General features: G+C 62.1%; 15 protein-coding genes. 2 read left to right on the forward strand and 13 right to left on the reverse strand.

Features of this window, described 5'->3' with window-relative positions:
* Positions 1–686 precede the first annotated feature (686 nt).
* Together ABCN07_RS07730 and yihA are read left to right on the forward strand one after the other, a co-directional pair.
* A complete protein-coding gene (locus ABCN07_RS07730) occupies positions 687–3,329 on the forward strand; it encodes a DUF3516 domain-containing protein (RefSeq protein WP_343006140.1) in 2,643 nt (880 codons plus the stop codon).
* 152 nt (positions 3,330–3,481) lie between these two features.
* Positions 3,482–4,066, forward strand: coding sequence for a ribosome biogenesis GTP-binding protein YihA/YsxC (yihA, locus tag ABCN07_RS07735; protein ID WP_293815383.1), 585 nt, complete (start codon positions 3,482–3,484; stop codon positions 4,064–4,066).
* An 11-nt stretch (positions 4,067–4,077) separates the two neighbouring features.
* On the opposite strand, the gene ABCN07_RS07740 is transcribed toward yihA, so the two are convergent.
* The 13 genes from ABCN07_RS07740 to ABCN07_RS07800 form a co-directional block, all read right to left on the reverse strand.
* Positions 4,078–5,052, reverse strand: a complete 975-nt coding sequence (locus ABCN07_RS07740; protein ID WP_343006128.1) for a cation diffusion facilitator family transporter — start codon at positions 5,050–5,052, stop codon at positions 4,078–4,080.
* A 305-nt stretch (positions 5,053–5,357) separates the two neighbouring features.
* Positions 5,358–6,413, reverse strand: coding sequence for a hypothetical protein (locus ABCN07_RS07745; RefSeq protein ID WP_343006129.1), 1,056 nt, complete (start codon positions 6,411–6,413; stop codon positions 5,358–5,360).
* Positions 6,414–6,609: 196 nt separating this feature from the next.
* A complete protein-coding gene (locus tag ABCN07_RS07750) occupies positions 6,610–8,169 on the reverse strand; it encodes an aminotransferase class I/II-fold pyridoxal phosphate-dependent enzyme (protein ID WP_343006130.1) in 1,560 nt (519 codons plus the stop codon).
* 475 nt (positions 8,170–8,644) lie between these two features.
* Positions 8,645–9,061 (reverse strand): peptide deformylase, encoded by a 417-nt coding sequence (locus ABCN07_RS07755; protein ID WP_293815371.1) that lies wholly within the window; start codon positions 9,059–9,061, stop codon positions 8,645–8,647.
* A gap of 223 nt (positions 9,062–9,284) precedes the next feature.
* On the reverse strand, positions 9,285–9,938 hold the full coding sequence (locus tag ABCN07_RS07760; RefSeq protein ID WP_343006131.1) for a hypothetical protein: 654 nt from the start codon (positions 9,936–9,938) through the stop codon (positions 9,285–9,287).
* A gap of 577 nt (positions 9,939–10,515) precedes the next feature.
* Complete coding sequence (locus tag ABCN07_RS07765) at positions 10,516–11,850, reverse strand: amidohydrolase family protein (protein ID WP_343006132.1); 1,335 nt, start codon at positions 11,848–11,850, stop codon at positions 10,516–10,518.
* A gap of 186 nt (positions 11,851–12,036) precedes the next feature.
* Entirely contained in the window at positions 12,037–12,744 is a 708-nt protein-coding gene (locus ABCN07_RS07770; RefSeq protein ID WP_343006133.1) for a class I SAM-dependent methyltransferase, read from the reverse strand.
* Entirely contained in the window at positions 12,741–13,193 is a 453-nt protein-coding gene (locus ABCN07_RS07775) for a hypothetical protein (protein ID WP_343006134.1), read from the reverse strand. The genes ABCN07_RS07770 and ABCN07_RS07775 overlap by 4 nt, the downstream gene beginning before the upstream one ends.
* Before the next feature lie 85 nt (positions 13,194–13,278).
* Positions 13,279–14,250 (reverse strand): choloylglycine hydrolase, encoded by a 972-nt coding sequence (gene bsh / locus ABCN07_RS07780; protein ID WP_343006135.1) that lies wholly within the window; start codon positions 14,248–14,250, stop codon positions 13,279–13,281.
* Positions 14,251–14,282: 32 nt separating this feature from the next.
* Positions 14,283–15,002 (reverse strand): metallophosphoesterase, encoded by a 720-nt coding sequence (locus tag ABCN07_RS07785; protein ID WP_343006136.1) that lies wholly within the window; start codon positions 15,000–15,002, stop codon positions 14,283–14,285.
* A gap of 11 nt (positions 15,003–15,013) precedes the next feature.
* Positions 15,014–15,670 carry a metallophosphoesterase gene (locus ABCN07_RS07790; RefSeq protein ID WP_343006137.1) on the reverse strand — a complete coding sequence of 219 codons (657 nt, stop codon included), beginning with the start codon at positions 15,668–15,670 and terminating at the stop codon, positions 15,014–15,016.
* A gap of 206 nt (positions 15,671–15,876) precedes the next feature.
* Positions 15,877–16,602, reverse strand: a complete 726-nt coding sequence (locus ABCN07_RS07795; RefSeq protein ID WP_343006138.1) for an allulose-6-phosphate 3-epimerase — start codon at positions 16,600–16,602, stop codon at positions 15,877–15,879.
* 459 nt (positions 16,603–17,061) lie between these two features.
* Positions 17,062–18,078 (reverse strand): LacI family DNA-binding transcriptional regulator, encoded by a 1,017-nt coding sequence (locus tag ABCN07_RS07800; protein ID WP_343006139.1) that lies wholly within the window; start codon positions 18,076–18,078, stop codon positions 17,062–17,064.
* Between the last annotated feature and the right edge of the window lie 460 nt (positions 18,079–18,538).

Raw genomic sequence — 18,538 nt, forward strand, 5'->3', positions numbered from 1 at the left:
CCGTCCGCACAGCGCGTGCGGGGGCCTGCCTCCGATGTCACGCATACTCGGTGTAAACAACGTCATGGCACATAACACCTAGAGCGACAGGCGCATGCGCACTCCCTCGTGACGCCATCATCGACCGCTTCTCAAAACGCCGCGCGCGCAAAACATGGCGCGCATTGCGGCCGTCGGGAGCCCCTTGCGTTGAAAACGGTACCCTTGTCGCCATTTTCGCCGGCTTTCCACGGCTTTGGACGCACTCCATGCGCCGCACGCAAATAGTGGAGTCGAAATGACGTGGCAAAAACCGCAATCCACGAGTAGACAAAATACCCGCACGTCGTTTATCTGCGGTTTCGTAAACGCAAATGGCCGCTCTACTTTGTGTGACCCATTTTTGCCACGTCATTTCGCATTTACTTCTCGAGGTCGCTCATCTTGGCGGCTTTTGCGGGGCCGAGACGTTGCGCCTGGCAGCGGCCGCCTCGTTCGGTAAGATTGGGTGCGAAAAACAATCGCAGCTCAAAGGACGCATCGTGGCAGACGAGCAGACAGCCAACATAACGGACGCGCAGGCCACCGGATCCCCCGTTGCCAACGGGGACTTCCCGCATGCCGCCGAATCCCCCGCGCACGACAGCGACACCCCGCAGAACACAGACCCGTTCGCCCCGGGCTCGCTCGGCGAGCTCGTCCCGGACATGTGGTTTGACCCCGAGCAATGGCCGGGCTATGAGCCCGAGGCTCCCCTCACCGCAGACGAAGCCCTCGAACGCTACCTCGACTGGTGCATGAGCCGCGGCCTCGAACTCTGGCCTCATCAGGAGGAGGCCCTGCTCGACCTCGCCGCTGGCGACCACGTCATCCTCGGCACGCCCACGGGCTCGGGCAAGTCGATGGTCGCACTCGGCCTATGCTACCTCGCCATTTGCCAACACAAGCGCGCCTACTACACGGCGCCCATCAAAGCGCTCGTCTCGGAGAAATTCTTCGACCTCGTCGACGCCTTCGGTAAGGACAACGTCGGCATGATCACGGGCGACACCCAGATCAACACGGACGCCCCCGTTATCTGCTGCACCGAGGAGATCCTCGCGAACCAAGCCCTGCGCGAAGGCGCCTCAAGCGAGGTCGCTGCCGTCGCCATGGACGAGTTCCACTTCTTCGGCGAGGCGGACCGCGGCTGGGCCTGGCAGGTCCCGCTGCTCACCCTCCCCAACACGCAATTCCTTCTCATGAGCGCCACGCTTGGCGACGTCTCCGCCATCGCCGGAGCGCTCGAGCGCCAGACCGGCCGCACCGTCGACTCCGTGACAGACGCGGAGCGTCCGGTGCCGCTCACCTACGAATACGTCAACACCCCGCTCGAGGCCACCGTCGAGCTCGCCCTACGCGAGGGAGACGCCCCCATCTACATCGTCCATTTCGCTCAGGACGCCGCGCTCAACACCGCGCAGTCCCTCGCGAGTTACGGCGTCACCACGAAAGAGCAGCGTGATGCCGTAAAGGAGGCCTGCAAGGGCACGCGCTTCACCACGGCCTTTGGCAAGACGCTCCAGCGCCTGCTCTCATGCGGTGTCGGCGTCCACCACGCCGGCATGCTCCCGCGCTACCGCCTCCTCGTGGAGAAGCTCGCCCAGCAGGGCCTTCTCCCCGTGATCTGCGGCACGGACACCCTGGGCGTCGGCATCAACGTGCCCATCCACACCGTGCTGCTCACGGCCCTCACCAAGTACGACGGCCACCGCATGCGCCGGCTGCGAGCCCGCGAGTTCCACCAGATCGCCGGCCGCGCCGGCCGCTCGGGCTTCGACACGGAGGGCCGCGTCATCGCCGAGGCGCCCGAGCACGAGATCGAAAACGCAAAGCTCGAGCTCAAGGCCACCGGCGACGCCAAGAAGCTCCGCAAGCTGAAGAAGAAGCGCGCGCCGGAGGGCTTCGTCAACTGGAACAAGGACACCTTCGAGCGCCTCGCCGAGGCTGCGCCGGAGACCCTCACGCCCCGCATGCGCGTAACGCACTCGATGGTTCTCTCCGAGACGAGCCAGGGTGGCGACTCGCACGCCCGAATCATGCGCCTCATCGCGGACTCCCTCCAGACTGATGCCGAGAAGGTCCAGCTCGTCGCCCGTGCGGATGAGATTTTCGCCACCCTCATGGACGCCGGCGTCATCATTCGCGAGGAAGGTCTATCCGCGGATGATGACGCCACGGAGGCAGACCGCGCCGCCACTGCGGAGGCCGCCGAAGCCGCAGCCGAGGAACTCGAGCTGCTCCTGCCCGCCGCCGCGACCTCGCCCCTCGCCACGCCCGCAAGCTACTCGCTCACGGTCGACCTACCCGAGGACTTCGCCCTCGACCAGCCGCTTTCGCCGTTCCTCCTCGCCGCGCTCGAGCTCCTCGACCCGGAGAGCGAGACCTACGACATGGACCTCGTGTCGATGGTGGAGGCCACGCTCGAGGACCCATGGCAGGTCCTCCGCGCCCAAGAGCGCGAGGCCAAGGGACGTGCCATCGCCGAGATGAAGATGCAAGGCATCGAGTACGACGAGCGCATGGAGAAGCTCGAGGACGTCACCTACCCCAAGCCCCTCGAGGAGGAGCTCGAGGCAGCCTTCGCCACCTACTGCGATGAGGTCCCCTGGGCGCGCGACTACTGCCTGCGCCCCAAGTCCGTCGTCCGCGACATGCTCGAGAGCATGTCGGACTTCAAGACCTACATCCAGCGCTACAAGCTCTCCCGCAGCGAAGGCACGCTCCTGCGCTACCTGTCTGACGCCTGGCGCGTCCTCGACCGCACGGTTCCGCCCGACAAGCGCACGCCCTACCTCGATGATGCCATCGCTTGGCTTGGCTTCATCGTCCGCACCACGGACTCCAGCCTTATGGACGAGTGGGAGTCTGCCGGCCAGATGCCCGGTGAGCTGCCGCCCGGCGCCAAGGAGGCCGTCGTGCAGGACCGCCACGGCCTCACGATTCTCGTGCGCAACGCCCTCTGGCGCCGCGTCCGTCTCTTCGCCGCCGAGGAAATCCCCACGCTCGGCGAGCTCGACCAGCCCTTTGGCATGGGCGAGCGCCGTTGGCGCGAGGTCCTGGAGGAGTTCCGCGATGCCCACGACGAGGTTCTGCTCGACGCGGACGCCCGCTCTACCGCATACTTCCTGATTGATACGGCAGACGAGCTCACGGACCACGTCTGGCACGTGACGCAGATCATCCACGACGTCGACGGCGACAACGACTTCCGCATCCTCGCCGATGTTGACCTCGACGTTACGCAGAACGAGGGCGAGGTCAGCTTCAAACGCTATCGCGCCGGCTCGGCCGAGGACCTCGCGGAGTAGCGCGAGGCGCCCGCGCCGGCAACGCCGCCCGCGCCGCGCCCGCCTTTCCGCGACGGACACGCCAGCCACGCAACCGTGGCTGCGCCACGCAACCCTCCCACCGCACCCAGAGAAGCCCCAGCGGCATCGCCGCTCAGAAACGGAGAAATGACATGAACTACAACCTCGTAAAGTTCACGATGAGCGCCGGCACCGCCCAGCAGCTCCCGAAGCCCGGACGCCCGGAAATCGCCTTCGTCGGCCGCTCGAACGTGGGCAAGTCCTCGCTCATGAACAAGCTCTTCGGCCGCAAGGATCTCGTCAAGGTCTCCTCCAAGCCGGGTAAGACCACGACCATCAACTTCTTTGCCATCGGCAACGTGGACTTCGTCGATCTGCCCGGCTACGGCTTCGCGCGCGTCAACGCCACAGAGCAGGAGCGCTGGAACAATCTCATGGAGGGCTACTTCGAGGGCGAGCGTAACCTCAAGCTCGTGGTCGCCCTCGTGGACATCCGCCATGACGCGAGCCCACTCGATCTCCAGATGATCGGCTACCTCGAGAGCCTCGGCCTTCCCTACTGCGTCGCCTTCACCAAGGCGGATAAGTTCAGCCGCTCGAAGGGCCTCACGCAGGCAGCGATGCTCCGCAAGCAGTTCGAGCTTGAGCCCGAGGTTCCCTGGGTCCTCGTCTCCTCGACCGCCGGTACCGGCATCGGCGACCTCAAGGACACCATCGAGCGCGCCCTGCGCAAGTAGGGCCACGACGCCTACTTGTGCCGGCCCGCAGGTGCGTCGCCAGCTTTCGGGCGTTTGCGCACCTGGCTCACATCGATTGGGTCGCAGTGTAGCGTGAGGGTGATGCCCGTCTCGAACGCAACACGACGCTCGATGCCGTCGAGCGTCGTGTGCGCGGTAAGCAAGCTCGTGCGCGAATCCATCTCCGCGTGGGCGCTCGCGACCTTCCTCCCCGGGCCGTAATCGTGAATCATGAGGTCATGCACGCCAAGGATGCCTGGGGTCGCCAGCACGAGGGCCACGACGCGGTCGACCATCTCTTGAGAGGGTGCCTCGCCCAGGAGCGGGTTCACCGTATCGCGGACAAGCGCGAGGCCGCTCACCAGCACGAATATGCCAACGGCAAGGCCCGCCCAACCATCAAGCTCAAGGCCCGTGAAACGCGAGACAAGCGCGCACACGAGAACCGCCGTCGTGGTGATGACGTCGTTGCGCGAGTCAATCGCCGTGGCGGCCAAAGTCTCACTCTCGATGCGGTCTCCCAGCTTCTTGTTGAAGCTCATCATCCACGCCTTTGCGGCGATGGAGAGCAACATGACGACGAGCAGCGGAAGGCTCACCTCGACAGGCTCGGGATCGATGATGCGCGAGATGCCGCCGCGAATAATCTCAAAGCCAACCGCAGTCACAAGAACGGCCACAACCAGCCCGGCGAGGTATTCGAAGCGCCCGTGGCCGTACGGATGCCCGGAGTCAGCGGGTTTGCTTGCGAGCTTGAAGCCCGTAAGCGTCACGATGTTGCTCGAAGCATCCGAGAGGTTGTTGACGGCGTCTGCCACGATTGAGACCGAACCAGCCGCCACACCCACGGCGGCCTTCGCGACACAAAGGGCCACGTTCAGCACAATGCCGACAACGCCCGCCATGATGCCATAGGAGACGCGCACGCCCGGGTCATTCACGCGACCATAATCGCGCACGAACATGCGCGAAAGCCAATCGGTCATTGTCGCCTCTCCCTTCAATTCGTACCTCAACGCCGCAAATGCCGCTCAAGGACCAAAGATTGCAGCATATCACGACGTTATACCCACCGCCGCGGTAGAGTATCCGGATCGCCCGCGCGGCGCGTGTAGCCCGCCGTCACGGCACGCCGCCCGAATCGCCCGCGTAGCGTGTGTAGCCCGCCGGCGCGACACGCCGCCCAAACCGCTCGCGCGGCTCGCCCACCTCCCGCACCCAACAACAAGAGGCGTCCGAAGCCATACGGCCCCGGACGCCTTCAGTCACGAGCTATGGGAGCGGAGCGCTCTTAGTAGCGGTTGCCGCCACGGTAGCCGCCGCGGTCGTTGCCGCCACGGTAGCCACCGCGGTCGCCGGGACGATCGTTGCCGCCACGGTAGCCACCGCGGTCGCCGGGACGATCGTTGCCGCGGAAGCCGCCGCGGTCATTGCCACCACGATAGCCGCCACGGTCGCCGCCACGGGAGTCACGGCCACCGAAGCCACCACGGTCGCCGGGACGATCGTTGCCGCGGAAGCCACCGCGATCGCCGCCGCGGAAGCCGCCGCGGTCATTGCCACGGAAGCCACCACGATCGCCACCACGATCGCCACCACGGCCACCGAAGCCGCCGCGGTTACCACCACGGTCGCCGCCACGGAAGCCACCGCGATCGCCGCCACGGTCGCCGCCACGGCCACCGAAGCCACCACGCGGGCCGCGGTCATCGCGCTTGCCGTGGAAACCGCCGCGCTCCTCGCGATCCTCGTCGAGGCCAAGAGCCACGAGCGGGTTAATGACCTTGTCGAGCAGGGCCACGAGCTGCTCGCGCTCCTCGTCGGAGAGGCCCGGGACGAGGTTCTCGCCCTTGCTCTCCTCGGCCTCGGCACGCTCGACGGCGTCATCGTCGGCCATGACGACGATCTTGCGCATGTCGGGCTCAGACGGCTCGACGCGGGCAACGAGGTCCTTCTCCTCGGCCTCGGCCATCATGGCGTCGAGCTCGCGAAGGCGCATGCCGAGAAGCTCGGACATCTCCTTCTGCTCCATCTTGGGCTTGAGCTGCAGGAGCTTGAGCGCGCGGACCAGCGAGCTGGCCTGGTTGCCCTTCTCCTCCTGCTCGCGGCGCTGGACGGCGCGGCGGCAGCGAAGCAGGCGGGCGGCCTTGTTGGCCTTATCGAAGAGAGCGTCATCCGGATCCTGCGCGGGGACGTCCTCGGTCTCGTCGGCAGCCTCGGCGGCGTCGACGTCATCGGTCTCGGTCTCGTCGAGAAGCTCGTCGTCGGCCTCGAGGATCTCCTCGTCAGCGTCGACCGTGGTCTCGACCTCGTCGTTTAGCATCTCGTCATTCTCGAACTCAGACATAGTGTCTCCTTCTTGCGCCCCTCGGGCGAATGTGGCGCTCCCGCGCCGCGTGCCGGATTCCTCAACTCTGATCATCTGTGTCATTCGTCTTACCCCTCCCGGGGTGCCCAGCACGGCGAACTAGTATATGGCCTGTAAGCTGCACCAACGCGTGCTGCGGCATTCCTCCACCGAAACGCCGCAGCAAGGCGGCGAGCTACTCCTGACGATAGGTGGTCAGGAAGTCGGCGAGGTCATCCATGCACTCGGCCAGAACCTCGATGCGCGGCAGATAGACGATACGGAAGTGATCGGGCTCGTCCCAGTTGAAGCCGCCGCCGCGCGTGATCAGAATCTTCTTGTCATGGAGAAGGTCGAGCGCGAACTGCTCGTCATCCGTGATATTGAACTTTTTCACGTCGATCTTCGGGAAGATGTAGAACGCCGCCTTGGGCTTCACGGCCGTGATGCCGTCGATCTCGTTGAGCGCGCGCCAAATGAAGTCGCGCTGATCGCAGACACGGCCGCCCGGACGCACGTACGTCTCGACGCTCTGGTATCCGCCAAGCGCCGTCTGCACGATGGACTGCGCCGGCACGTTCGAGCAAAGGCGCATGTTAGAGAGCATGTTCACGCCCAGGATGAAGTCGCTCATGCAGCGAAGGTTGCCAGACAGAATCATCCAACCGATACGGTAGCCCGCGATCATGTGGCTCTTCGAAAGGCCGGAGAAGGTCACGCACGGTAGGTCCGGAGCAAGCGACGCGATGGAAGTGTGCTCAACGCCGTCCATGCACAGACGGTCATAGATCTCGTCCGAGAAGATCATGAGCTGGTGACGGCGGGCGACATCAACGATTTCCTCGAGCACCTCGCGCGAATAGACGGCGCCGGTGGGGTTGTTCGGGTTAATGATGACAATGGCCTTGGTACGGCTCGTGACCTTGGACTCCATGTCGGCGATGTCCGGCATCCACTCGGCCTGCTCGTCGCAGATGTAGTGAACGGGATTGCCGCCGGCAAGCGTGGCACAGGCGGTCCACAGCGGATAGTCGGGGCTGGGGATGAGGACCTCGTCACCGTCATCAAGCAGGGCGTGCATGGACAGCTGGATGAGCTCGGAAACGCCGTTGCCGGTGTAGATGTGCTCCATGTCCACGTTGGGCAGATGCTTGAGCTGCGCATACTGCATGATCGCCTTGCGGGCGGAGAACAGGCCGCGCGAGTCAGAGTAGCCCTCGCACTCGGTGAGCTGCTGGCGCATGTCCTTCACGACCTCGTCGGGCGTGCGGAAGCCGAACGGCGCCGGGTTGCCGATGTTGAGCTTGAGAATTCGCTCGCCCTCCGCCTCCATGCGTGCCGCCTCGTCAACGACCGGGCCACGAACGTCATAGAGCACGTTGTCGAGCTTGTTGGACTTCTTGAACTGGCGCATGAGGATGCTCCCTTTATTTGAAATCTGCTGGTCAGATGTAGCGTTCGAGGTATAAGCGGCCGTATGCCGCACGGTAGCTCGCGCAGTCGCCGCGTCAGAAGCGCCCGAGGGGCCACCAACGGCAGAAGTGCCGTCGAGCCAAGCTGGACTCACGCCGAGAAGGTCAGCGACAAGGGTAAGAGTGGCGAGGCGCGGAGTGACCTTACCGGAGACATATTGGCTGACCTGACTCTTTCCCAGCTTCGAGCCGCGCTCGCCAGCAAGGCGCACGAGGTCCGCCTGCTTGAGTCCGGCCACGTCCATCGCCTGTCTAAGGCGTTCCGAGAACTTCTCCCGACCCATGATCCTCCAAGCCTCCTTGCCGCCAGACCTTGCTCCCGGGCCTCGGCTTGCCGTCGAGCCTTGCGCCCAGGCCTCAGCTTGCCACGGGCCCAACCTGCTTTCGAACGCATAAGTTCAATTTTGTATGCGCTGTAGCACTGAAATTGAACTATATGCATCATTAGTTCAATTTCTCGGTAATACTAGCACATTGAATTGAACTTCCTTCTCCCATTCCGCATGTGCACGGACTTTCGGCAGTCATGTCTGCCTCAACGGAAGCATCGCGCTAGCCAGGCCCGCGCGGAGACCCCCGCGACCACCTCGCGCCCGCACATGACCAGCCCAGGCCACGTCACGGCAGCGCATGTGGTTTCAGACACTCCACGTCGCCTCGGGTCACACCCGCCAAACAGAAAAGGGACGGCCCCAAAGGAACCGTCCCCTCGTCATCATCTGCGCGGTCAGCGCGCCCGACGCCAGACCTACCTACCAGTTAGACCAGCTTGCCAGCACAGTGGTCAACGCCATGCTGGACAACCTCGGCGACCCAACCGGTGAGCTTGCGCGTGCGGGACTCGAACTTGCCGTCGACCAGGGCGTCAAACTGGACGCGAATCAGCTGGAAACGCTGGACCACGGTCTCGCGATCGAGCGAGAGACAACCCTCGCTGACCTTGTACGGCACCATCGTGGCAACAATCTTGGGGTTATACATAACCTGCGGACCATGGGCACCAAGGAAGGCGATGATGGCCTTGGTCGAGCCAATCTGGTTGGCAGCGAGGCCAGCGCAATCCTCATTGGCGGCCATGGTATCGAGCAGGTCCTGGGCAACATCCGCATCCTCGGGAGTAGCGGGCTCCGCCGGCTTGGAGAGGAACTCCTCGTCCTTCACGATGTCCTTTATCATGTGGTTCCCTTTCATCGAAGCGCGCGGCCCGTCCCCGCGGGCAAACGCGGCCTTTTCATCCTCACGATGATACGGGATTACCCGCCTGTGCGGCAGCGGCAGCATCTCCCTTCATCCCACGCGCACTAGGTGCGATCGTTTCAGCGCTCTTGGACGTACCGGAGCGGGCAGGCTGCCCCAGGCGCGGCCCCGCAGAAGGTCCAATTCCTCGCGAACAGCACGTCTATCCCAGGCGCACCAGGTTCAAGCTGTCGAAATACGCCCCGTCAATTCCGATGGTCTCTCGCAAAAGATCGAGGTAAAAGCTACCCGTGACGCAGTCGATGTCCGTCGGCCTATCCCTGAGGCTCGGGTCCGCATCCGGCGCACGGTCATAGAACTTCACGCCCCCAACGCAGGCCCACGAGCCGTTCACCAGCGCAATCCGAGTCCCCAGAAGTCCCCTCTTCCATTTGTGGCGCGTTGCCGCATCGGGGCAGCACAGCTCGAGCTCATCTCCCGAATTCACATCTCGCACGCGAACCGTTCCCTCCCTCGGGTTCTTCTCCCCCAAGGCAAACTGGGAGAAGCGCTGCGTTCGCGCCACTTGCTCGATGCGCCCCGCTCGGCTTTCCGACACCATGCCTGACGGCATCATCGCGTAGAGCTCTATGGGCGTATGCAGGCCGTCAATGGGATACTCGAACAGCAGCCACTCCGTATAGGCGAGACTCGTCTGCTCGAGAAGCGGCTCCGGCGGGCTCTCCAGATACTCCGCCGCGGGCATCACGAGGTACTCGAACAAGAGTCGTGAGGTCTCGAAATACGGGGCGTCCCTATCCGCCCAACGCTCAAACACATCTGCGACGTCCTCCTGGACCAGATCATACGTGCTCATATTCCTCCCTTCGAATGAAGCGGAGGGCATGCGCGCCACCATGAACGCACGGCCTCCGCTCATCCCGAGGGTACGGGGAAAAGGAGGGCTCGAAGGCCTCTGCGCCAAGAAAGTCCCACGCGCTCAAACTCGTATCAGACACGTTCCAAACCAGAAAACGCAAAAACATGCCAAGACGCGTCAAACAAACACCAACACCGCAGGTACGAGCCTCGTGTCTGGTGTTGAAAACTCTCAAGCACTCGCAGAAAAAAGTTGACCGCGCAGAGCAAAATGAGCTACGGAACATCATGCAAAGAGCTGCACGCGCTCGGCGCATGGCGGGGCTCACGCACGAAACAAACAGCCCCACCCGCGACGCAAATAGTCACGCGCTCGCGGATAGCTCGCTCGTGATGCAAGACGAGGCCCACTCGCGTCACAAGCATCCGCCCGCTCGCGAATAGACCGCCCGCGTCGCAAGCAACCGCACGCCCGCGGCGCAAGGTGGAAGCTCGCATCCGATACAAAAAAGCGGCCCGCGCTCGACGGGCCGCCTTATCAACCCACGGCTACACCACGGGCAATCGCTGAGAACCTAGTGCTCAACAGGCTGGTCGAGAATCCAGTCAAGTTCCCGATCAAGCTCGGCAATGTGCTTGACCTTGAGCTTATCCGCAAGCCTGCCGCGAGCCATCACGTGCAACGGGGCGCGCAGAGCCGAAAGGTCGACGAGAGGATCGCCTGCGACGGCGAGAAGATCGGCGTCCTTGCCCACCTCGACGGTGCCCGTCACGTCACCAAGACCCAAAAGCCCAGCATTGACCTGCGTTGCCGTGTGAAGCGCGAAGGCATTGGAGACGCCGGCATACTTGGCGAAGTAGGCAACCTCGCGCCACATGTCATATTGCGTGACGTATGGGCAGCTCGAATCCGTACCAAGGCCAACGGGAATGCCGGCCTCCAGCGCCTCGCGAGCGCTGTTGATGATGCCGTTGCAGACGATGTCGCCGTTGATCTTCTGCACTTCCGTCGAGTGCGTCTTCTCGGGCGCAAGCAGGACAAAGGGCAGTGCCGGCGAGATTGTGCAGGTGACAGACGCCGGGCGGCCCGTCAGCTGCGTCCCGGCAGCCCCCTTATAGAGCTCGCGAATTTCATCGTCCATCTCGGCACCGTGCTCGATGGTGTCAACGCCGGCAGCAAGAGCCACACGCACGCCCTCGCTGCTCTCAACGTGTGCCATGACGGGAAGGCCCAGTTCGTGAGCCGCCTTGCAACTCGCCGCCGCAATCTCGGGAGACATGCGCAGCACGCCGGGCTCACCCGGTTCGGTGGCGTCAAATACGCCACCCGTCACGAAGAGCTTGATTACGTCGGCGCCATGCGCGGCGATGTCATGCACCTGCCGGGCAGCCTGCTCGGGAGTATCCGCCACCATGGCGAAGAGGCCGGCGCCGTGGCCGCCCGGAACGGTAACGCCCGTACCGGGAGCGACAATGCGAGGACCAACGTAGCGACCAGCCTCGATAGCGTCGCGAACGGCGATGTCTGCAAAGAGCGGGTCTCCGGCGCCGCGCACCGTGGTGACGCCGCTGGCAAGCTGCTGCTGCGCAGAACCCTTGATGATGCGGCGCAAAATCGCGCGACCCACCGGATTGTCCAGCTTCGACATGAGACTGCCAGCATCTCCCGAGCTCACAGGCTTGCCAGAGCCGCAAAAATGCACATGCATGTTGATGAGGCCAGGCAACAAAAACGCGCCATCGAGATCGATCGTTTTCGCACCCTCGGCAACACGAGCCACGGCGGATGGCTCGATGCGGGCGATTTTGCCACCCTCGACCGTTACCGCCATACCACGCTGCGGCTCCATATGCTCGGTGCCATCAAGGACCGTCGCATTCAGGAATACCGTTACGTCGGATTTAGCCATTAGCTCCCCTTCTTCCGCTTCCGTGAAGACAAGCCTACATGTTATGTAAAGAGCACGTGCCGCCCACTCGACAGGAGGCCGCGCACCCTACGCGAACGGAAGGCCAGCAAAGGTGACAAAGGGACTGTCCCCTTGTCACCTTTCGAAAGGGGTTGCCCCCTCCCTTGCGGGTTTTACGGACGTGCGCTATGCCGGCACGATGACGTCATACCTAACCGCCTTGCCGGAGATGCTGTGGCTCGGGCGAACCCCGGCCAGCACCGGCGCCTTAATCGGCCGCTTGACGACGATCTTTCGCGGGCGCGCGGCCAACGCCGCGTCCATGAGGGAAGCCTCGTCCGCACAGGGAGACTCAAGCCGATGCAAGAGCTGGAACTTCTTCTTCACCGCGGCGCTCTTCGTGCGCGCCGGGAACATCGGATCGAGATAGACCACGTCGGGCGCCTCCGTAAGCGAGGGGAGGATCTCGATGGAATCGCCCTCAACGAGGCTCATGCGCCCCACGATGCCCGACAACTCGGGATCATCCACCGCGCGCCTGAGCCCGTCGGCAAGGAGCGCGGCGATAACGGGATCGCCCTCGCACATCGTCACGGAAAAGCCGACAGCGGCGAGCAGCAACGAATCCTCGCCCAGGCCCGCCGTCGCATCAAAGACGCGAATCCCCTCAACGCCGCGCACGCGCACGGCCTTTACGAGAAGCTCGCGACCAAGGCGGTCGGGACGCAGGCGCGGAAGCATCTCGCGGAAGTCCTCCGCGAGCTCCATCCCGTCCGCCATAAGCGTGAGCCGCCCGTCAACGAGGCGAAGCTCAACCCCCTCGGGAAGCGTCAAGCCCATCTCGCCCGGCGCCACGGTGCCCGCCATCTCATTCATCACGCTGTCCACGCTCACTGTCGTCCAAAATAGTCGAGGTCAGAAATGAAGTAGGTGCGAATATACCCCTTCGTCGAAACGACGACGAGCTCGCCCGTCTCCTCAAGATAGTAGATATCGTCACCGTCCGCCTCCTCCTTATGGAGGACGGCATCATTCGCCACCACGGCATTGGCTGCGGCGACATATTCCGACTCCGTAGAACACCCGACCTCTGCTCCATGCTTCCCGAAGTGCGAGGAGAGTCGATCCGCCCTGCGGAAACGCAACTCGCCCGCCCGCGCAGCCTGGACCTGACTCGCAGGGGCATCCGTCAGTTGGTCCGCAACGGACGAGGGCAACGCGGTAGACGCGATTTCCGTCCTCGCGACCGCGTTGGGCCATATGCCCGAGCCGCCAAGCCTCGAGCCTCCGCCAACGCCCGCAACGGAAAGCAGTGCGGCAACCGCAAGGGCGAGCAGGCTCACGAGAGCCTTTATGCGAGGCGACGTCCGCCCGCCTCCCCCATTCGATCCACCCACGCCCCGAAAGGCGCCCGGCCCAGCGCCGCGCTTAACCATCAATCCTGGCAGGATCCGGACACACGAGCTTGTCCACGGGTGCCCCCTCGGCATCCGCGAGGCTCACGCAACGAATCGCGAGGTCCTCGTACGTGTTGTAGTAATAGCAGCCCGTCTCGGCAGAGAAGCAGCTGGTATAGAGGGTCTTCTCCAGGTCACCGTTCGTCATGCGCGCCGAACCCTCGACCATGGCCACACCCTCGAGCGTACGAAACATGCGGATGACGTTATCGTGTTCGCTCTCTTTATCGGGATAGTTGGCATTGAGGAAAGCGGCCTTAACGAAGCGCGAAGGAGAATACGAGTCACCAGGGATTCCACGCATGCCGGCACCAGCACCATAGGGGGCAAGCTCGGCACGACGCCACTTCGCGGGAGCGGGAGCATCGCTCGTCGCGGTGATATAGCTGCGGAGGTTCTCGAGGTGCCACTCAAGCGAAGGCTGATTCGCAAGAACGTCAACGGGATCATCGAGCACGTGCATGCCATCCGCACGACATTCGATGACGATACTGCGAGTCGCGTCTCCCACGATCCAGTGCAGGTAAGAGACGCCGAGCCCCTCGCCCGCGGGCACACCGACGACCGTGGTGCCCTCAAGCGCGGCAACGACCTCATTCACGCTCGAGAAGTTCGCGGCAATCCACATCGGGAGCTCGTAGGCGCAGACGTTTCTCCCCGTCTCCGCGGGGCCCTCGGCGTATTCCGCAAAGCCGGGGAAGTTAAGACCGGCAACAGCAAGGCCGGCATCGTTGCCGCAATCAAAGAACATCGGCAGGTTCTGGAAGTCAACGCACATACCGATTACCGCGTGCGCAGAAGGCGCATCGTCAAGGAAGCGATAACGCACGGGAAACCCCTTGGGCATCACGCGCACGCGCTCGCCATAGCCGCAGCTCCAATCGAGATTGCGGCCGAGGTACATGGAACCGTTCTTGCTGGTAAACCTAACGCTCGTGCACATAAAAGCTCCCTTCGACGCATATACGTGGAGTTCTACCCGAATACGCCGTCACCCAAGCGCACCACCTCGTTATAGAGCACAGTATGCGCATCGTCCAAGTCGCGATCTCGATGGAAGTGGCCGAAATACCAACGCCTAAACGACAACCGGTCTTCAAGGGTATCGAGATACCCCGTGAAGCGATCACGCTCCGGAGTTTGCCAGGTCTTATCCGGGTAGAGCGCATGTGACAGCATCCGATTCGAACATGTATGCGTGATTACGTAGTCAACTTTCCAGTCACAACCCGCAAGCACCTCGTCCGCATGCGTCAGCTCCTTCTCAGAGGGCAGTTCTTGAGGCCACCAGTCGATGCCAGGCGTGCGCCAGTCCATATCCGTACTTGCGGCCCCGCCCAACACGAAGACGCGCGAGCCGCCGAGTTCAAACAGCTCGCCACGACAAAGCCTGCGAATCGGCGAGTCCTCCGAGAGACGCTGCGTAAGGCCGCCGCGCCACATCTCAAGCGGACGAGTCTCCCAGTGGGCGAACTGCTCGTGATTGCCGTCAACAAACAGCACGTTGTAGGGGCGCGCCTCGAGCCAGGCAATTTCATCGCACTCGCCGAGAGAGTAATCCCACGGATAGCCGAAGTCCCCGGCGACAATGAGGTAATCATCCGCATCGAGGGACTCGCCCACCGTCGAATCCCAGTCATAGAGCTTCTGCATGTCGCATCCACCGTGGATATCGCCCGTTACAAAGACGGCCATGCCGCTCCTTTCTAGTTCGCCGGATGCCTGTCCGGCTCCCTCTCCAGCTCATCGACGAGCAGAGACCGCGCGATGTCTCGCGCAGGCCCCGGATTGGGCGCAACCCAACTTTGCCAACGAGCTATGCCCGCGTTCTCGACGCCGGCAAACCATGTGTCGATCTCCTCAATCGAAACCGGTCTAAGCCCGTTCGCGTCCGCGCCCACGTCATAGCGATAAATGCCCTGCATACGATTTAACTCGTTGTAGTCTGGGCCCCGGCTGTGAATGTGCCCATGCAGCATCACCGAGCCGCGCTCCATAGCCTCCCAATCCACCAACGGATAGTGCGAAAGGATGTATTTATGGCCATTCACCTTGAGGCGCGAGATTGGCGACATCACGTCAAATGTGCCCGCCAGCCCCTTTGAGCCCCAATCCTTGTCGTGATTGCCCGGGATAAGATGGACGCGCTCGCACCTGATCTGCTCGCGAATTGCCTTGGCGTCCTCAGCCGTGATCCGAAACGAAAAATCCCCCAGGATATACAACTCATCCCTAGGTAGAACTCGTGCGTTAATGTTTGCCACGAGCGCGCGGTTCATCTGCGCGACCGTCTCATAGGGACGGCCGACAAACCTAATAACGTTTTCATGGCCGAAGTGCGTATCCGAGGTGAAGTAGATCATATGGCCTCCTTTTGGCCATTATCCTCTCCCATGCGGACACTTAATCACGCCACGGCCCCGTGGCGAGACAAGCAACTGGAATCCCATATCGCGGAATCCCATATCGCCGAAGACTCACTCGCTCGCCCGCTCCAGACGGCAAAACGAATGCGGCCGGGCGCTAGAACGTTAGCCAGCGTCGGGCCACTCATCTATTCCGAGGAGATTTATGCGCAGAAGCGAAGAGGCTCCGGCTCGTCCGGACCATCGAGGTCAATGCCCGTCTCTGCCTTGAACGCCAACTTGTACTTCTCAATAGCAAGCGGAAGGCTCGGGTCGAGCGAGAACAGGCCCGAGTTGCCCACGATGAGGATGTCAGCGCCGGCCTGCTGGAACGTCTTGAAAGTGGCCTGCTTAACTCCGCCGTCAACCTGAATCTTAAAGTGGCAGCCTCGATTCTCGCGAAGCTTGCGGGCCGCCTCGATCTTGGCGAGCGTCTCCGGAATGACCTTCTGCCCTGCAAAGCCCGTGTCGATGGTCATGATCGTAAGGATGTCGATGCGTTCGCAAATCGTCTCGATTGAAGAAAGCGGAGTCATCGGGCTGAGCACGATTCCAAACTTCACGCCAAGCTGACGCGCGCGTTCATAGAGGCGGAAGGCATTGCGCTCGACGGTCTCCGCCTGGTATGACAGGCAGTCATCGGGACCAAGCTCAAACATCTCTGTGAACATCACGGGGTCTTCGACCATGAGATGAACATCCATGGGAAGCGAGCTGTGCTTGCGCAGCGTGTTGGCGAACTGCGGCGTCAAAGCCATGTTGGGACAGAAGTGAGAGTCCATAACGTCGACATGATAGAGGTCAAAGTGCTCGTCCATGACGCTGATATCACGAGCGACGTTCATCGGGTCCATGCACATAAGGGACGGAGCCATAAGGGGCCTGTTCATTCTTCTCTCCTTCTCGTGCACGTTCCGTCGAAGGCTCATCGGCATTGCTTCGTTCGTTTACGGCAGATCTTTAAGTAAACGTTTACTCATAGCGACCAAGCTCAAGGGACTTTCTAACCACTTAAAGCGTAAACGTTTACGCACTCCATGCCAGCGCAGCCGCGTTTGTCGCCGAGATCGCTCGGCTAGCGGTTCATTATTTGTCGGTAACCGTTTGGGTAAACGTTTGCGCGCATAATGTTTCGTTCACGCCTTCGCGACACTTATGAGCGCCTGGTACCACAACCCAACCCGCTCATGCTCATGTGCGCTCGGTACCAAAGCCGCGCCAGTCCGAACCCACGCGCGCCAAGCACTACGGCCACGCTGACCCGTACTTACTCGCACTCGATGCCACAGCCACGGCAACCCGCACCTGTGTTTACGCGTACTCGTCGCTAAAGCCGCGTCAACCCGCACCTACGCCCGCTGAGTCGATTCCCTCCGAACGATCTCGACCGGAACATACGTAACCAGCTGGTCCGGCGTCTCGTCATTCATCATCCCGAGAAGAGCATCTGCCGCCTTCTCCCCGAGAACACGCGGCTCCTGGCGAATCGTCGTCAGAGGAGGCCGCCCAAAGCGTGCGATCGAGATATCGTCATGTCCAACGACACAAACATCAGCGGGGACGCTCATGCCCCGTCCACGCAACGCCTCAAGGGCGCCCATCGCCAGCCAGTCCGCCTGACAGAACACGCCATCGAATTTGTGTCCGGATTCAATGAGATCACACATAAGCTCGTAGCCTCGGTCAAACGAAGTCACGGCGGACGATCGCACTAACTCAGGCTTCAGCTCCACACCAGCTGCTCGCAGCTCATCAAAAAAGCCCTGCGTACGAATCTTAGTGATGGGAGAGTCCTCGCGCGCCTGAATCAACGCCGGACTGACGCACCCGCCGTTCAGTAGCTCGCGCGCCGCGAGTCGTCCGCTTCGCTCGTTGTCGGACGAAATACAGGCGACCTTGCCGGCGTCCGCCTCCTCGCTCACGAAGCGATCTACATAGACCGTAGGCACGGATCTCTTGAGAGTCGAGCGTACATCATCCAGACTGTTTACGGCGATAACGCCCGAAACGCTTTGAGCCGCGAGTAGCGCCTGACACTGCCGCTCGAGATCAAGGGAAGCGTTCGTGTTGTAAATCATGCTGGCATAGCCGCTCTCGAACAGCTTCGTTTGCATCGCAAGAATCATTGACGAGAAGAACTCGTTGGCGATGTTCGGAACGATGATGCCAACTGCAGAGTTATGCCTCTGACGCAGGCCCTTGGCTAGCTGATTAGGCTGGTAATCGTACTCTTCGATGATCTTGCGCACGCGGCGCTCGGTCTCAGCAGAGAACCTACCATTTTGGTTGATTACACGAGACACCGTCGCAACCGAAACGCCGGCCATTTGCGCGATGTCCTTTACGGTGATCCTCGTGCTTGCCATGCGTCCTCCAAACCCGCGAACACGCACCACGACGCACGGCCTCTGCCGTCGCGGACCTCAAGAGCGTTCACCCAAAGCTTGCAGAATCAGTATCAAATCATCCTGAAGCTTAGCGCCCAACATTTCGTTAGCTGTTCATTAATTTCGGCATCCGGAGCCTTCAAGCATGCCAGCGGGGCGTTTAAAGTCCTTCAGAGCGTCAAATCACGAGAAATCATGCCAAAATACAGGCACATAACCAGAAACCGATAGAACACCATAAGAGACAAAAGAATGACGTAACCGCATTTAAAGCCGCATGGACACTCATGCTCTCCTATGTCACCGTTGGTTTGACCCGCGCATCCGGCCCCCGTACAGAAAAAGAGGGCCCCGCCACCACCCGGGTGACGGGGCCCTCGGCACGCAAATGCCCCTCGTTGGTCAGCGACGTCCTGCTCTCCCACGGACTACTCCGCAG

It is taken from the genome of Collinsella sp. 1033st1_E11_1033SCRN_220408 (genome assembly GCF_039062465.1).
Classification (GTDB): Bacteria; Actinomycetota; Coriobacteriia; order Coriobacteriales; family Atopobiaceae; genus Parolsenella.

Coding starts and splice junctions, on each gene's coding strand:
- ABCN07_RS07730 (WP_343006140.1), top strand. CDS start 687: ATGTGGTTTGACCCCGAGCAATGGCCGGGCTATGAGCCCGAGGCTCCC.
- yihA (WP_293815383.1), top strand. CDS start 3,482: ATGAACTACAACCTCGTAAAGTTCACGATGAGCGCCGGCACCGCCCAG.
- ABCN07_RS07740 (WP_343006128.1), bottom strand. CDS start 5,052: ATGACCGATTGGCTTTCGCGCATGTTCGTGCGCGATTATGGTCGCGTG.
- ABCN07_RS07745 (WP_343006129.1), bottom strand. CDS start 6,413: ATGTCTGAGTTCGAGAATGACGAGATGCTAAACGACGAGGTCGAGACC.
- ABCN07_RS07750 (WP_343006130.1), bottom strand. CDS start 8,169: ATGGGTCGGGAGAAGTTCTCGGAACGCCTTAGACAGGCGATGGACGTG.
- ABCN07_RS07755 (WP_293815371.1), bottom strand. CDS start 9,061: ATGATAAAGGACATCGTGAAGGACGAGGAGTTCCTCTCCAAGCCGGCG.
- ABCN07_RS07760 (WP_343006131.1), bottom strand. CDS start 9,938: ATGAGCACGTATGATCTGGTCCAGGAGGACGTCGCAGATGTGTTTGAG.
- ABCN07_RS07765 (WP_343006132.1), bottom strand. CDS start 11,850: ATGGCTAAATCCGACGTAACGGTATTCCTGAATGCGACGGTCCTTGAT.
- bsh (WP_343006135.1), bottom strand. CDS start 14,250: ATGTGCACGAGCGTTAGGTTTACCAGCAAGAACGGTTCCATGTACCTC.
- ABCN07_RS07785 (WP_343006136.1), bottom strand. CDS start 15,002: ATGGCCGTCTTTGTAACGGGCGATATCCACGGTGGATGCGACATGCAG.
- ABCN07_RS07790 (WP_343006137.1), bottom strand. CDS start 15,670: ATGATCTACTTCACCTCGGATACGCACTTCGGCCATGAAAACGTTATT.
- ABCN07_RS07795 (WP_343006138.1), bottom strand. CDS start 16,602: ATGAACAGGCCCCTTATGGCTCCGTCCCTTATGTGCATGGACCCGATG.
- ABCN07_RS07800 (WP_343006139.1), bottom strand. CDS start 18,078: ATGGCAAGCACGAGGATCACCGTAAAGGACATCGCGCAAATGGCCGGC.